A 14443-nucleotide genomic window follows, 5' to 3' on the forward strand; every position below is an offset into this window, starting at 1 on the left:
CCTTGAATTCCTTGATTGATACTAGCTCCATAAAACCAGGATCATCAACAGGAGCAGTAGTAAGAGGCACTCTTGTATTGGGATTTTTTCTTTCTGATAAAAATAAGTAAATTGTAAATCTTCTATTCCTGTAGCAATAATATTATCACGATAACATTTATTACCTGGCCCACAATCATAGTCTTGTGTGTTTGCTGTAACGGAGGCGGGAGTCATATTGTTAGGAGAAGTGCTAGCAGTATGAGGTGGTGCAAAACGTTCTCGACGAACTAAATTACCATTTCTATCAACAAAATAGGTGACAAAGTAAAAAGTGTATAAAGTGATAAGTCGGTTAACTTGTTGAGGGTCAAGTTTTGATAAAGGGCCTGTACCAGGTCGGTTGATGTTGTAAGTATCTGCTCCACCAGATTGAAAATTAATTTTATTTGGGAGAGTTGTGCTAGTGACTATGCCTACGGCACTTTCTTGTCCTGCATTTAGAACACAAAAGTTTCCGTCATAAAGTGTAGCCTGTCCTGTTAAGGAAAGACCTGGTATTAGAGTAAATTGACTTCCTGTTGAATTTACAGTTCCTGTTAATGGCAAACCATTATTAAAAATTTGGTTTGTATAAACCATAGTGATTTGGTCAGTAGCATTTGTTACTGTTGCACCAGTAGAGCTAAAAGTTTCTACTAGGTTTATGTTATTTCCAGGAATTATAGGGTAAAGATTACTAACAGCTTGTGTACCTGTTCCAAGTAAAGGAGTTAAAAGGTTTGAACCTGAAGTATCTATTGCAGGAGTAAAATTATAACCAGCGTTTTGTAAGTCGCGTCCAATTAAAACTAAAGCTGCACGGGCATTTTGTTCAACATCTGTCAATTTATAAGAAGTAGAGCGTAGTAGTTGTGCAGATCTCATAAAGGAAAGCAAAGGCCCTAGTATTACAAGTAATAAAGCTGTAGCGACTAATAATTCTACTAAGGAAAAACCAGATTCTTTAGTTTTACTCATTTTGCTTACCTCCGCTATTTATAAGGTCTTAAAATTAGTTAGCCTACAAATTAGCGTAATAGTTTCAGACGTTCCTATAGGTGTTTGGTAGCTAACTTTAACTTCTACTTCTTTGACTGCAACTGGTGCTGGTGTTAAATTTCGGATAATTATTTCTCTTGAATAATTAAGCATTTGCACCTTTTTATTATTACTAACTGTATCATACCTACCATCTGGGCCAGGATCTAAAGTAAATTCACGTAAGTTTACTCCTAGGCTACCTGAGCCAGAACCAGCACAATTAACAAAGCCTTCTGATTCTGATCTACCATCATCGCAAGTTCCATAAACACCATCAGGGCCAGCCGTAAGCATTTTAGTTGTATTTGGATTAGCTGTAGGAGAAACAAAACGTCCTTCAGGGGCATCACCCCCATAACTTAGAGCGTTAAAAGTAGCAAAGCCTGTTGGGGCTGCTTCTTTGGCAAAGATAATGCTTTCCATTATTTCATTAGCTAGTTGTTTGGCAATTTCTTGTTGTTTGGCTTTTTGTGGTAGCGTTATGCCTACTACCAAAATGCCTGCTAATGCTACTAAGCCTATAGCCATAATTATTATTGCAATTACTATTTCAACTAATGAAAAACCTTGTTCTTTGTGTTTTTTCATAATTACTCCTAAAATTATTGGCGGTTATTTTTCCATTGATTTTGTTCATAACGCCAAAAACTTACTCCACCTGTTGCCCCATAAAGTGTAATGGCTCTAGTCAAAGCATTCATCCCTTGTGCATTTGAATTTGACTCTTTTTGTGGAGAAAAATAAAAAGTCCGATAAAGCTGGTTAGCTGATTCGGTTGCTGCATTTAATGCTCTGCCTGCGGGGTCAAAATAAAAAACATAAGTATTGCTAGAAAAAATATCATCAGTAAAAGTACGTTCTAAAGGAGGGAATTTAGTAGTTTTATCAGGAATAAAATAATCAGTTTTAACAGGATTTATAATTACATCTCTTGGATAAATATTGACATTTTGTATTCGCTCATCTGTTTGAGAACTAAGCGATCCCATATCCACTAGTGAAACGCTATTACCAGGAAACCTAAGACTTAAAGTAGAGTTACTAAGGGTTAAGGGTTGTTCTGTTTCTGCTGTGTTTATTACTACAGCATAGTAAGTACGTCTGGTTATAGAAAGTATTCTGGCCTGTCTTGCAGTATTATAAAAAGCACGCGCCGCGTCATCTGCCTTGAGTTGGCGACGCTGAGGAGCTAGATACAAAACAGTCATCGTGGTAAGAGTTGCTAAAATAATTACAACTATCAACAGTTCTACTAAACTAAATCCTTTTGTTTTATACATATTTACTCCTTACAACTCCTTGAATCTAAAAGTTTGCTTAAAGAATTTAGTTAAAACTTGTTCTATTTGTTAGATTAAAATCTGTAAAAGATTGTAATTTTTAGGTTTAGTTTATGGTTAATAATTAATAACCAATTAACGAATTATTAACGAATTGTTAACGTTTAATATTAACTCATTGTTTTATTGGTTAGGTTTATCAAAGTTTTGACAAACTTTACGAAGTTTATCAAGATTTTATTTTTTTTTCATTAAAATTTTTATTAATAAGTAGAATTTTCAGAAAGTTAGTAAAAATTTAGGTTTTTCTAAGAAGTTGCACCTAAAAATTAAGATTTAATTGTGAAGGGGGTTAGTTTCCATAGAGGTTAATAATTCTGATATGGTTAGTGTGGCTGTTCCACGTTTCATAACTACAATAGCACCAGCGTGATTAGCTATTTTTGCTGCCTGTAAAAAACTGGCCCCACTAGCCAAAGCCAAAGTAAATGTAGCTATAACTGTATCTCCTGCACCAGTTACATCTACAGGCTCTTTACTACCTACTACAGGAATTAAAATAGCAGGATGTTTTTTTTGAAATAAGATCATTCCATCACTTCCACGAGTAAGAAGTAATACTTCGAGTGCTAGTTTACTACGCAGATCTTCTCCAGCTTCAATTAATTCTGTTTCTGTAGATAAATTTTTATCTACAAGTGCTTCTAGTTCTGCTTGATTGGGTGTTGCTGCTGTAAAGTTAAGACAGTTTTTTAAGTGAAAGCGCGAATCTATTATTATTGGAATTTTTGGATGTTTAACAAAGGTATTTTTTAATACTGTTAATAGACTTTTAGTTACTACACCATAGTTATAATCAGAAACAATTACAGCGTCAATTTTCCCTAAATAATTTTCTAGTTTTTTAGTTAATTTATTAGTAGTTTTTTTAGTTAATGGTAGAGAAGGTTCACGATCTAAGCGAATTACTTGTTGACGTGTTGAGTGAAAAGAACCTGCTAAAATTCTACTTTTTGTAGGTGTTTGATAGTCAGATAATGTTAGCACAGCTTCGGTATTAACATTGTTAGAATTTAGTTTTAGTAATAATTGCTCCCCAGATAAGTCCTTACCAACAACACCTAGTACAGTAGCTTGACCAGCTAATGATGCAACGTTAGAAGCAGCATTTCCCGCGCCTCCTGGCATTGTTTCTGTTCTCTCATGTCGCAAAATCATGACAGGGGCTTCTCTTGATATGCCAGTTATTTCTCCATAAACAAATTCATCAGCAATTAAATCTCCAATTATTAGTAGTCGGCATTTGGAAAAATTTTTAACGATTTCTGATAATGGCATAGTTAAGTAGATAGTTTTTAACGTGCTGGGTAAAGATGATAGAGCATAAAGTAAACTATTACTCCTGTAACAGATACATAAAGCCAAATAGGAAAAGTCCAACGAGCTATGCGAACATGACGTTGAAAATTGCTTTTCCAGCCACGATAAAAAGTAGTTATAACTAAAGGTAAGACTACTACAGCTAAAGTAGTGTGTGTTAGTAGGATTGTTAAATAGATATTTCGGACTAGTCCTACGCCAGTAAACTTAGTAGAACCATGAAAAGCGTGATAAATTAAGTAGGAGATTAAAAATAAACTAGATGACATCATCGCGCCTATCATACAATTGCGATGTGCTGTTTTGTTATTACGACGAATAAAAATATAACCAGCAATCATAAAAATTGAGCTAGTTGCATTAAGAATAGCATTAAATGTAGGTGTAGAAATAGGTAACATCTTTTTTTACAACATTTTACTAAAATTTTTAAGTCTCTTTCTGCTAGTTTAGCTTAGTTTTTTAGTTCAATCAAAACTAACTGGCTATTTTTAAGCTAAACACAAACAGTTTATTAAAAATACAATTATTTAAGAGGTTAAATAATCAATAAATGGAAAAAGCGAAAAAATTAATTATTCTTTCTATGTTGTTAATGTTTGTATGCGTTTCTTTGGGCTATGGTCAAACTAGCAAAAGAAAAAGATCTCGACCTAGCAAATCAGCTAAACCATCTGTAAGCAAAACTAAAACACCTGTAACAACCACTGCAAACTTAAATTCTAATGCGGTAACTACTGAAAGTGGACTTACATATATAATTACCCAACAAAAGGATAAAGAAGCCCGTAAAGCGGCTATTGGCGAAACCGTGTTAGTACACTATACTGGCACATTAACGGATGGTACTAAGTTTGATAGCTCACATGATCGCAATCAACCTATAGCTTTTAAGTTAGGTGTAGGACAAGTAATAAAGGGTTGGGACGAAGGAATTGCTAAATTAGGTATAGGAGATCAAGCTATATTGGTTATTCCTTCTAACTTAGGCTATGGTGAACGTGGTGCAGGAGGAGTGATACCACCTAATGCAACACTAATTTTTATTGTTGAACTTGTAGAAATAAAACAATAACTTTAATAATCTGAATATTTTCCATGAAAGAAAACTTAGAATCTAGTAATTTTGCTAAAACAGAAAATTACTACAAGGTAGTTGCTGATTTATTAGAAAAAATAGCAAAAAAAGATGCTGCTGCTTTAAGTAGTTTGTATGATTTAACTAGTGCGCAAATTTATGGAATTATTTATCAGTTAATTAAAGATCCTACTATAGCTGAAGAAGTTCTTTCTGATACTTATCTTTATATTTGGCATAATGCAGAAAACTATGATCAGCAAAGAGGTAAACCTATTACTTGGCTATTTATCCTAGCTCGTTCTCGTGCTGTTGACGAAATACGTCGGTATAAATGGAAAAATTTAGTTACTCAAGATATCTCATTAATAGATAGTTTTACCCTAATATCAGTATTTAATAAACAGCCTTCCCCAGAAGAAAGTTTTTTTGATAATGAAAGACAAAAATCCATACAAAATGCCCTAAAAAAACTACCAGATGAGCAAAGGAAAGTAATTGAGCTTGCTTATTATGGAGGTTTTAGTCACCGGGAAATTGCCGTAGAAACTAATCAACCTATTGGCACAGTTAAAACACGTATTAGAAGTGGTACTGATAAACTCAGAGAACTACTTAAGCCTTTAATAGAGGATAAAGTATGAAGCATTGCGTGGATGAAATTAAAGAACTTATTGCACTACATTCTTTTAGTATGTTGGCAGAAGAAGAAGCTAATCAAATAAATCAACATTTGTCTTTTTGTGATGAATGTAAAAGAGATTTTTTAGAGTTAGAAATTTTAAGTGGTATTTTATCGTACAACACTAAACCTATTTTACCAGCACCATCTGTAAAAAGTTTAATACTTGCTACCATAGAAAAATCGTCTAATAAGAGTTCTTATAAAAATAGTGAAGCTTTTATTACTGTTAGAGCTAGTGAAGGCGAATGGCAAGAAATTTCTGCTGGTGTATTTAGTAAAACACTTTTTAGTAATTTACAAACTGGAACTATTACTAGTGTAATGAAAATGCTTCCTGGAGCAAAAGCCGAGCTTCATTATCATACATCTATAGAAGAGTGTTATGTTATTTCTGGGGATTTTCATGTAGGTGATAGTCAAGAAACAGAAATTGCTCTCGGGCCTGGTGATTATCACTGTGCGCAAGCTGGAAGCACTCATGCTATTGCTTATACTAATCAAGGTACAGAACTACTTGTAATAATGCCGTTAAATTGTGAAATTGCTTGTGAAATGCCTAATAAGTAAAATAAATTATTTTGAACAGGGAAAAAATATGATTATTAAAGATAATGAATTTGTAGATTTAGAAACTTTAGCTGGGTCAATGCGGACACATATTTTTCGTCCAGCAGCGACGGGACGCTACCCAGGAATTGTTTTATTTTCTGAGATTTTTCAAGTAACTGGCCCTATACACCGTACAGCGGCCCGGCTTGCTGGCAATGGCTTTATTGTTGCCGTTCCAGAAATATTTCATGAACTAGAAGACACACCTGGAACAGTAATAGCTTATGATGATGCTGGCGCGGCAAGAGGAAATAGCCATAAAATTACTAAAGAGCTTGCAAGTTATGATAGTGATGCCCGAGCCGCATTAGATTATCTTAAAACACATCCTGCTTGTACTGGAAAACTTGGAGTTATGGGAATTTGCATTGGAGGACACTTATCTTTTCGTGCAGCAATGAATGCAGATGTTTTAGCTGGAGTTTGTTTTTATGCTACAGATATTCATAAACGTAGTTTAGCTAAAGGACAAAACGATAATACAATTGACCGTATGGGTGAAATTAAAGGGGAAATGTTGATGATTTGGGGACGACAAGACCCGCATGTTCCTCGTGAAGGTCGAATGCTAATTTATAATGCAATGAGCGATGCCAATATACATTTTCAATGGCATGAATTTAATGCAGCACATGCTTTTATTCGGGATGAAGGTTATCGTTATGACCCAGCAGCAGCAGACCTATGCTTTGCAATGGTTTTTGAGCTATTTAAGCGAAAACTAGCTGAAGGCGATATCTTGGGTGATACTTCAACAGACAAAGAAAGTAAATGCTAATCTTATTCTAGAAATTAAAAAATCAAACCTTGAATGCTACATAGTAGCATCTGACAATAGCCTTTAGCCTAGCTCTGAAGGGCAGGTCTATTGTCAAAAGCCCCGCTGGGGCTTAAGAAATGAAAATTAAACCTTGAATGCTGCGTAGTAGCATTTGATAATAGCCAAGCCCTTTAGGGCTTGGCTATTATTTGGCAGGTTGTATGAAAAAGATACATTTATTAGTAGCTACAATTACAATTTTTGTTTTTCTACTTTCTGGAATTTATATGCGAACGCAGTTTCCTGCTCTTTATGCTGGTAATGAAACAACTAGGATGATGTTTCGTGCCAACCATATCTATATTTTGTTTATTGGGTTATGTAACTTATTATTAGGTCGATATTTAGTTACTTATCAAAACAAAGCTTATTACTTACAATTAGTTAGCTCTGCTATTATTTTTATAGCAACCGTTTTGTCTATAATTGCTTTTTCTTTGAGGCTGGAAAAGGGCAAATGGGGCGCAGTTTTTTCATCAATAGCAATTATATTGACTACTTTTGGCGTTTTAGGTCATTCACTAGCAAGTGCTAGACAAGAAGCAAAAAATGAAGAGTAAAATAATCTTATTAACTTGGAATATTTTATTACTACTTTTATTTCTTGTTCCTAACATTAAATTAAAGGCACAGGAAATAAATATTTCTTCTAGTGAAATCAAAGAACTAAAAGAAGAAATGCTAAAACTAATAAATGAAAGCCGACAAAGCGAGGGACTAAAGCCGCTTGAACTTGATGAGCTAGCTAGTCAGGTTGGAGATAAACATTGCCAAGAAATGATCTCAGAATTTTATTTTAGCCATTGGAATGGTCAGGGATTAAAGCCTTATATGCGTTACTCTTATGCTGGTGGCAAAGATGCTTTGATGGAAAATCTTTCTTTAACTGAAGGTGGAACTTACTTTAATAGCAAAGAAAAATTAATAAATGTCTTGACAGCAATGCACCTTCGTATGTTTAATGAAAAACCGCCTTATGATGGTCATCGACAAGCTATTATTCATCCTCAACACACACATGTTGGTGTAGGAATAGCTTTTAGTGAGTCACAAGTTAGATTAGCTCAAGAGTTTATTGCCCGTTATGTTGAAATAAAAACATTTGCTAACAAAGCTAAACCGGGTGATACAGTTAATATTGTTGGACGAATACTTAAAAGCAAAATATATGAACTTGCTGGAATTAGCATTTTTTATGAACCAATACCAGTAAATTTAACTAGGGATGAACTTAATAGCCGGGGAAGTTATTCTTTTCCTGAAGAAGAGAAAATTTTAAGACCTAAGTTGCTAAATCAGTATACTTATAAAGATGGCTCAAAAGGTGAAGTTGTTTATCAAAAATCTAGCGGTGAATTTAGCAGCCAATTTAGCTTTGAAAAAAATAAAACAGGTGTTTACACAATAACGGTTTGGTTAAAAGAAGAATTAAACAAGTTTCCCGTAACAAATATTTGTGTGGAAGTTAAATAATTTATGCGACAAGTAATTTTAATTTTCTTACTAACAATTTTGGTTTTTTCTGGTTGTACAGGGGTTTTTTCTCGTGATGAAGAGCCAGGAAAAATTCGAGTTGGAATTGTTTATGATATTGGTGGCAAAGATGATCGTTCATTTAATGCAGCAGCCTGGGAAGGTGTAAAACGCGCTCGTGATGAAATGGGAATAAAACTGCGGGATGCTGAACCAGGCGACCCAACATCTATTGAACCATCGCTAAGAGCCTTTGCAGAATTAAAATATGATCTAGTAATTGCAGTTGGGTTTGCTCAATCTCCAATTATTGAACAAGTCGCAAAAGATTATCCAAATGTTAATTTTGCTATTATTGATGGATTTGTTTTGCTTCCTAATGTCTCACCGCTACTATTTAAAGAGCATGAAGGGTCGTTTTTAGTAGGAATGATAGCTGCAAGTAAAAGCCAAAATGGAAAAATAGGTTTTGTTGGAGGAATGGATATTCCATTAATTCATAAATTTGCTGTTGGCTATCAAGAGGGTGCTAAATATGTTAACCCTGATATTAAAGTAACAGAAAATTATGTGGGAATTACTGATTCTGCTTGGAATAATCCATCTAAAGGTAAAGAGCTAGCTAAAAATCAATATGAAAATGGATGCGATGTAGTTTTTCATGCTGCTGGTAATTCTGGAATGGGTGTTTTTGATGCAGCAGAGGAAACTAAAAAACTTGCTATTGGCGTAGACTCTAACCAAAACGGTATTAAGCCCGGCTTTGTGCTAACTAGTATGCTAAAACGGGTAGATGTTGCAGTTTATAGCATCATTAAGGATTTAGTAGAAAAACGCTTTAAGAGCGGAATACACGTTTATGGACTAGAAAATGAAGGTGTAGATTTTGCAATTGATGAGCATAACCGCGCTTTAATTCCTTTAGATACAATTGAAAAAGTTAAGCAAGCTAAACAAGAAATTATTGATGGTAAGATAAAAGTTACTAATGCTATGGAGAAGTAGAACAATTTGAAAATTCAGACAAAGTTTAGCACTAAGACCGGGCCTCTTGCCTTAAAACAACTTGCTCATCCAGCCGATAAGTTTTTTTGCTCACAACCTTTAGGAGCTATTTACACTCCTGATGCTACTACTTTTCGTGTTTTTGCTCCTACTGCTAGCCAAATTATCTTAAATCTTTATCAATCTCCTACAGGCGCAAAAATTGCTATTTTTTCTATGACTTTTAACCCTACAGATGGGAGTTGGGAAGTCACTATAAATATTGATTGTCTAGGCTTTTACTATACCTTAACTGCATTTGGAGAGGATGAAGGCTTTCATCCTGAACAGGAATTAATAGACCCTTATGCCCGTGCTGTTAGCTCACATGACGGACGTGCAATAGTTGTTTGTGATCAATTTCCTATTGCTCCAAGACCAAATTTCTCTAATCAAGATGCAATTATTTATGAACTACATATTCGGGATTTTACTATAGATCCTGACTGCGGAATCCAAAAACGAGGAAAATATTTAGCTTTTACAGAAAGTGATACACATTTATCAAATCGAGTAGATATAAGCACTGGAATTGCTCATTTAGTTGAACTTGGAATAAACACTGTCCAGTTAATGCCTATAGGAGAATTTCATAGTAATGAAAGTCTAGATCAATATGGTTGGGGTTATGATGTCGTTCATATTAATAGTCCTGATGGATGGTATGCCTCAGAACGTTTTGACAGCAGACGTATTACAGAAGTTAAACAAATGATAGATGCTCTACATCGCCAAGGTATTAGGGTTGTTTTAGATGTGGTTTATAACCATACATTTGAAATTGCCAGTAAAAGAGTTTATAGCTTTGAAGGACTAGTACCAGGTTATTATTATCGTAGAAAACCTGATGGAAGCTATTGGAATGGCTCTGGCGTAGGAAATGAATTTCGATCAGAAGCACCAATGGCACGCCGATTTATTATTGATTCTGTTAAATACTGGGTTACAGAATACCATGTTGATGGTTTTCGATTTGATTTATTAGGACTTATTGATCTTGAAACTATTACATCACTAACAAAAGAGTTACGAGAAATAGATCCTAATTTGTTAATTTATGGTGAACCCTGGGCCGGAGGAGATAGCCCAATAGAAATTACTTACAAAGGAAAACAAAAAGATTTAGGTTTTGCAGTTTTTAATGATCATTTTCGAGATGCTCTAAAGGGTAGCGTTTTTCATGCTCGTGAGCGTGGTTTTATTCAGTCAGGAACAAATATTGAGCGTGTTAAACAGGGAATTAAAGGTGCGATAGATGATTTTGCTCATAGCCCAACGGAATCACTTAATTATCTTGAATGTCATGATAATCATACTTTTGCAGATCGGTTGCTACTGTCTACCTTAGATGATAGCTCTATTAGCGATCAAGATCGTCGGGCTATGAACAAACTAGGGGCAGCAATACTTTTTACTAGTCAAGGAATACCTTTTATTCAAAGTGGTCAAGAATGGGGTCGTTCTAAAAAATATATGGATAACACTTATAACAAACCTGACTCAGTAAATATGCTACGCTGGGAGCAAAAACTAGCTAATAGTGATCTGTTTGAGTATTATCAAGGATTAATAGCTTTACGTAAGGCACATCCAATTTTTAGGCTAAATACAGAAACACAGATAAAAACAGCAATTAAATTTTTAGACACAGATTTAAGATTAACTTTACCAGAAAATACTATTGCTTATCTCTTAGTAGATGTTACAGAAAAAGACACTTGGCTTCATGCCTTGGTTCTTTTTAATGCTAGTTCTAAAAAAGCACAGTTTCCTTTACCACTTGGAGATTGGCAAATTTTTGTTGATAGCCAACAAGTTAGCTTAAACCCAATAAAACATTCATCAGTTAAATTAACCAAAACAATAGCTACAGTTGCTCCATATAGTGCTACAGTGCTAGCGGAAATACGTAGTTGATTTTAAAATTTGATTTAGGCATCAAAAATTTTTTTAACCTACTTATTCTAAGTAGCAACAAAAAATTAGTGATAAAAAAGATAAATTTGCCAAAATTTTGTAAAAATTAGTTAAATGTTGATAAATAATGCAGAAAACGTCTAATCTTCTCTTGACGGATCTTAAAACAGATGGTAGAAATGGCCTGCGAAAGTAGTTTATAAATAAGTTTTCTTAAACACCTATTTAATAATACAAACAACAAAGGAGGAGTCTGCTTGTCAGCGCGAGGATTTGCTGGGACTTATGAAATTGAGGTGCGACTTGGCCCTCAAGAAGTATGCTTCTTAGAATTTGATATGCCGGAGTCTGAAGAAGAATTGCGTAGGGTTAAAGTTGACCCTCCTGGAGCAGAAGCAGAAGAAATTTTTCGTGGGCTATTTGCTACTATTTTTTCTACTGCTAGTGGTGGTCAAACTACTCGGAATATTCAAATTTATGAGCTAATGAACAATGTTGCTTCTGTTCGTGAAGCAGTTCAATCTCAAGAATCATATACAACCATTAAAAATAAAATAGAAAGCTCTACTCAAGATGAAGTATCTAAAATTAGCTTACGTTACTTTTTCTTTATGGTAGAACTAATTAGCAGAGATAAAGTAGTAGAAATGTTAGCACAGTTTTCTAAGTTTCTTTTCACTAAAAAAGAAGCTTTACCTAAAGCTGCTAGCGTATCTCGTGCTAGTAAAGATTCCCCACGTTGGGATCGAGTTGTAAAACAAAATGTTTTAATTAGTGATGAACAATCTTCAGATATAGAAGTTAATCCATTAGAAGAAGAAGTAGTAGAAGATGCAGAACCTTTAGAAGGTGATTGGACAGAAGGCCCGGCTGATTTAGAGCCTCTTGGAGATTCTGAATTAGAAGAAGATGAAGTTGATCGCTCAGAAATTTCTTAAGTATAATTTTTTATAACTTATTAAATACCAAAAAGCATAAAATCAATAATCTATGCCCCTTTTATAGGGGCATTTTTAATTTGCTATCCTGATTATAAACAATAAGTTATAAGAAAAATTCTTATAAGTAAATTTAAAATTTTCTAACTTGACAGCATTACAGTAAATATCTACAATGCTGCTATGATTTTAGAAGATAAAGATCAAAAATATTCTTTAGCAGAACTCTTACAAGCAGTAACTAAGTTATTAGCTGATAATGGTTTACTTGATGCTCAGCAAGATAACCGAGTTTCTGCCGCACCAGATGCCCGGACGATTCGCTATTATACAAGTTTAGGACTTCTAGATCGGCCTAATTTAATAGGAAGGCAAGCTTATTATGGAAAAAGACATTTATTGCAAATAGGAGCAATTAAAGCCCTACAAGGGCTTTCGCTTCCTCTTTCTGAAATACAAGCTAAACTTTATGGATGTAGTGAAAATGAATTAATAGCAATATTAACCAATATTGCTAAAGAACAAGCTAAACGCCCTGTTACAATACATTTAGTACGCTGGCAAGAAGTAAATATTGAACCAGGGCTAAAAATATTAGCGGAAGATGGTTGGACAACTTCTCAAAACCTGGATTCATTGATGGAAAAAATTAAAACCACTTTATCCGCTTTATCTAATATTTCGTTAGAAAAAGAGCCAAAAAACTAAAAAGCCATATTTAACATTATCATTGGCGGTGGAAGAGGTTTAAGTTTTTCTCTAACAACCTTAAATGATGCTTTTGTAGTGCTATTTTTGTTGGTTGTATTGCCTAATTTGATTTTAACAAGTGTTGGTTCAACAAATTTTTCTAGTGGTAAAATATTTCCTGAACGATCAAAATTATTCCATTGTGCATTAGCAAAAAAGTAAAAATTATTATTAATAATTGTTGCTAAGGTTGGATCAGGCATCAGGTTTTTGTTAGCTGCTAGGGTAGTAAAGTTTTCTATCTTATCAAAATTATTGCTTAAGGATAATTTAATTACTCGTCTTGGATTAATTCCATTTTGAACTGCTATCAAAGAATTTTGGTAAAAATAAATCCCATCAATACCTAGCAAAGTAGCATTAGCAGGGCTTTCAAGCTTTGTTATTTTGTTTTTATTTTTTAAGTCAACTTCAAAAATTCCCTGAGAATAATCAGAAACAAAGAGATGATTTCCATCTTCAGAAAGGCTAATCCCTTGTAAAGAAACAAAAGGGCCATTAGCAAGAGTCTCTATTATGTGTCCTGTAGCAGAAATGTAATAAATATTAGGTGAGATACTATCAGTAATAAATACATCTCCTTTGGAATTAAGCGTTAAATCTCCAAAAATATGTTTTTTATTGTCTGATAAAGAGAATTTTTTAAGTAATTTTTTAGTTTTTAGGTCATATTGAAAAATAGCTGCTTGAGAGTCTTCTTCTTTACGAAAATCAGCTATTTCTGGAAGTGAAGATGTTGCAACCCAAAGAACACGGCGTTTAGGGTCTATTTGCATACCAAAAACACCCCAAAGCCCATCTTGTTGACTACTAGTAAAATCACTAACCTTCCCATTTTTATCGATAGTTATGATTTTTCTTTTTCTTATACTGCCTGCATAGAATTTTTCTTCTTGACTGTCATAGGCTAAGCCTTCTGTAATTAAGTCTTTTTCTGGTAAGCTGGCTATAGTTTCTACTTCCCCAATAGGAAGACTATTTTTTTCAATTTTTTTAATAATTTCTTGAAATTCTTTAGAGTCTTTGATTGAGCTAAAATCTTCATCTGCTAGTGGGTTAGCAATTACACCAAAATCAGCAAATTTATTAAGTTCTTTTAAGGCTAGTTCTTTTTTACCTGTTAATGCTAATGCTCCAGCATAGTTATAGGTTAATTCTGGATGATTAGGACGAAGTTTGTTGGCTTTTTCCATATTTTCTAAATAAGCCGGATAGTTTTTTTCTTGATATAGTTTTAGAGCAGCCTTTACAAATTCCCTAGATTGTTGTACTTGGTCTTGAGCAATTAAAAGTTTAGGGAAAAATTGTAGTAAAATGATTATTGTCAACAGATAGAAGAATTTTTTCATTAGAGCCTCAAATATTTATCCACTTAATTTGCGTTTTTTATTAATATTGGCAGAAGTG

Annotated in this window: 16 protein-coding genes; 10 read left to right on the forward strand and 6 right to left on the reverse strand. The window is 34.0% G+C overall.

Annotated elements, in window-relative coordinates; all coding sequences use genetic code 11:
- Positions 1 to 21 precede the first annotated feature (21 nt).
- From IPK14_00780 to IPK14_00800, 5 genes are all read right to left on the reverse strand, one after another.
- Complete coding sequence (locus IPK14_00780; protein ID MBK7991976.1) at positions 22 to 999, reverse strand: prepilin-type N-terminal cleavage/methylation domain-containing protein; 978 nt, start codon at positions 997 to 999, stop codon at positions 22 to 24.
- 18 nt (positions 1000 to 1017) lie between these two features.
- On the reverse strand, positions 1018 to 1650 hold the full coding sequence (locus IPK14_00785) for a prepilin-type N-terminal cleavage/methylation domain-containing protein (GenBank protein MBK7991977.1): 633 nt from the start codon (positions 1648 to 1650) through the stop codon (positions 1018 to 1020).
- Positions 1651 to 1664: 14 nt separating this feature from the next.
- Positions 1665 to 2342, reverse strand: coding sequence for a prepilin-type N-terminal cleavage/methylation domain-containing protein (locus IPK14_00790; GenBank protein MBK7991978.1), 678 nt, complete (start codon positions 2340 to 2342; stop codon positions 1665 to 1667).
- Between the two features lie 336 nt (positions 2343 to 2678).
- Positions 2679 to 3680, reverse strand: a complete 1002-nt coding sequence (locus tag IPK14_00795; GenBank protein ID MBK7991979.1) for a sugar kinase — start codon at positions 3678 to 3680, stop codon at positions 2679 to 2681.
- 17 nt (positions 3681 to 3697) lie between these two features.
- A complete protein-coding gene (locus IPK14_00800) occupies positions 3698 to 4123 on the reverse strand; it encodes a DUF420 domain-containing protein (protein ID MBK7991980.1) in 426 nt (141 codons plus the stop codon).
- A 152-nt stretch (positions 4124 to 4275) separates the two neighbouring features.
- Here IPK14_00800 and IPK14_00805 point away from each other — a divergent pair, with 152 nt between their 5' ends.
- The 10 genes from IPK14_00805 (at position 4276) to IPK14_00850 (ending at position 12994) form a co-directional block, all read left to right on the forward strand.
- On the forward strand, positions 4276 to 4797 hold the full coding sequence (locus IPK14_00805; GenBank protein MBK7991981.1) for an FKBP-type peptidyl-prolyl cis-trans isomerase: 522 nt from the start codon (positions 4276 to 4278) through the stop codon (positions 4795 to 4797).
- 23 nt (positions 4798 to 4820) lie between these two features.
- Positions 4821 to 5444 carry a sigma-70 family RNA polymerase sigma factor gene (locus tag IPK14_00810; GenBank protein ID MBK7991982.1) on the forward strand — a complete coding sequence of 208 codons (624 nt, stop codon included), beginning with the start codon at positions 4821 to 4823 and terminating at the stop codon, positions 5442 to 5444.
- The gene (locus tag IPK14_00815) at positions 5441 to 6052 is read left to right on the forward strand and encodes a cupin domain-containing protein (GenBank protein MBK7991983.1); all 612 of its coding nucleotides are present in this window, start codon (positions 5441 to 5443) and stop codon (positions 6050 to 6052) included. Before IPK14_00810 ends, IPK14_00815 begins: the two co-directional genes overlap by 4 nt.
- 28 nt (positions 6053 to 6080) lie before the next feature.
- Positions 6081 to 6872, forward strand: a complete 792-nt coding sequence (locus IPK14_00820) for a dienelactone hydrolase family protein (GenBank protein ID MBK7991984.1) — start codon at positions 6081 to 6083, stop codon at positions 6870 to 6872.
- A gap of 203 nt (positions 6873 to 7075) precedes the next feature.
- Complete coding sequence (locus IPK14_00825) at positions 7076 to 7474, forward strand: hypothetical protein (GenBank protein ID MBK7991985.1); 399 nt, start codon at positions 7076 to 7078, stop codon at positions 7472 to 7474.
- On the forward strand, positions 7464 to 8387 hold the full coding sequence (locus tag IPK14_00830; GenBank protein MBK7991986.1) for a CAP domain-containing protein: 924 nt from the start codon (positions 7464 to 7466) through the stop codon (positions 8385 to 8387). The genes IPK14_00825 and IPK14_00830 overlap by 11 nt, the downstream gene beginning before the upstream one ends.
- A gap of 3 nt (positions 8388 to 8390) precedes the next feature.
- A complete protein-coding gene (locus tag IPK14_00835; protein MBK7991987.1) occupies positions 8391 to 9392 on the forward strand; it encodes a BMP family ABC transporter substrate-binding protein in 1002 nt (333 codons plus the stop codon).
- Between the two features lie 6 nt (positions 9393 to 9398).
- Positions 9399 to 11348 (forward strand): type I pullulanase, encoded by a 1950-nt coding sequence (gene pulA / locus IPK14_00840; GenBank protein MBK7991988.1) that lies wholly within the window; start codon positions 9399 to 9401, stop codon positions 11346 to 11348.
- 257 nt (positions 11349 to 11605) lie between these two features.
- A complete protein-coding gene (locus IPK14_00845) occupies positions 11606 to 12286 on the forward strand; it encodes a hypothetical protein (GenBank protein MBK7991989.1) in 681 nt (226 codons plus the stop codon).
- A gap of 183 nt (positions 12287 to 12469) precedes the next feature.
- A complete protein-coding gene (locus tag IPK14_00850) occupies positions 12470 to 12994 on the forward strand; it encodes a MerR family transcriptional regulator (GenBank protein MBK7991990.1) in 525 nt (174 codons plus the stop codon).
- Here IPK14_00850 and IPK14_00855 read toward each other — a convergent pair.
- Positions 12991 to 14385 carry a hypothetical protein gene (locus IPK14_00855; protein ID MBK7991991.1) on the reverse strand — a complete coding sequence of 465 codons (1395 nt, stop codon included), beginning with the start codon at positions 14383 to 14385 and terminating at the stop codon, positions 12991 to 12993. The two genes, IPK14_00850 and IPK14_00855, sit on opposite strands and share 4 nt — an antisense overlap.
- Positions 14386 to 14443 lie beyond the last annotated feature (58 nt).

Source organism: Blastocatellia bacterium, from assembly GCA_016713405.1.
Taxonomy (GTDB): Bacteria; Acidobacteriota; Blastocatellia; order Chloracidobacteriales; family JADJPF01; genus JADJPF01.

What these genes read in the sequence shown, in the direction of transcription:
- IPK14_00835 (MBK7991987.1), top strand. Translation starts at nt 8,391, where the DNA reads ATGCGACAAGTAATTTTAATTTTCTTACTAACAATTTTGGTTTTTTCT.
- IPK14_00855 (MBK7991991.1), bottom strand. Translation starts at nt 14,385, where the DNA reads ATGAAAAAATTCTTCTATCTGTTGACAATAATCATTTTACTACAATTT.
- IPK14_00825 (MBK7991985.1), top strand. Translation starts at nt 7,076, where the DNA reads ATGAAAAAGATACATTTATTAGTAGCTACAATTACAATTTTTGTTTTT.
- IPK14_00795 (MBK7991979.1), bottom strand. Translation starts at nt 3,680, where the DNA reads ATGCCATTATCAGAAATCGTTAAAAATTTTTCCAAATGCCGACTACTA.
- IPK14_00785 (MBK7991977.1), bottom strand. Translation starts at nt 1,650, where the DNA reads ATGAAAAAACACAAAGAACAAGGTTTTTCATTAGTTGAAATAGTAATT.
- IPK14_00830 (MBK7991986.1), top strand. Translation starts at nt 7,464, where the DNA reads ATGAAGAGTAAAATAATCTTATTAACTTGGAATATTTTATTACTACTT.
- IPK14_00790 (MBK7991978.1), bottom strand. Translation starts at nt 2,342, where the DNA reads ATGTATAAAACAAAAGGATTTAGTTTAGTAGAACTGTTGATAGTTGTA.
- IPK14_00815 (MBK7991983.1), top strand. Translation starts at nt 5,441, where the DNA reads ATGAAGCATTGCGTGGATGAAATTAAAGAACTTATTGCACTACATTCT.
- IPK14_00810 (MBK7991982.1), top strand. Translation starts at nt 4,821, where the DNA reads ATGAAAGAAAACTTAGAATCTAGTAATTTTGCTAAAACAGAAAATTAC.
- IPK14_00780 (MBK7991976.1), bottom strand. Translation starts at nt 999, where the DNA reads ATGAGTAAAACTAAAGAATCTGGTTTTTCCTTAGTAGAATTATTAGTC.
- IPK14_00805 (MBK7991981.1), top strand. Translation starts at nt 4,276, where the DNA reads ATGGAAAAAGCGAAAAAATTAATTATTCTTTCTATGTTGTTAATGTTT.
- IPK14_00850 (MBK7991990.1), top strand. Translation starts at nt 12,470, where the DNA reads ATGATTTTAGAAGATAAAGATCAAAAATATTCTTTAGCAGAACTCTTA.
- IPK14_00820 (MBK7991984.1), top strand. Translation starts at nt 6,081, where the DNA reads ATGATTATTAAAGATAATGAATTTGTAGATTTAGAAACTTTAGCTGGG.
- IPK14_00800 (MBK7991980.1), bottom strand. Translation starts at nt 4,123, where the DNA reads ATGTTACCTATTTCTACACCTACATTTAATGCTATTCTTAATGCAACT.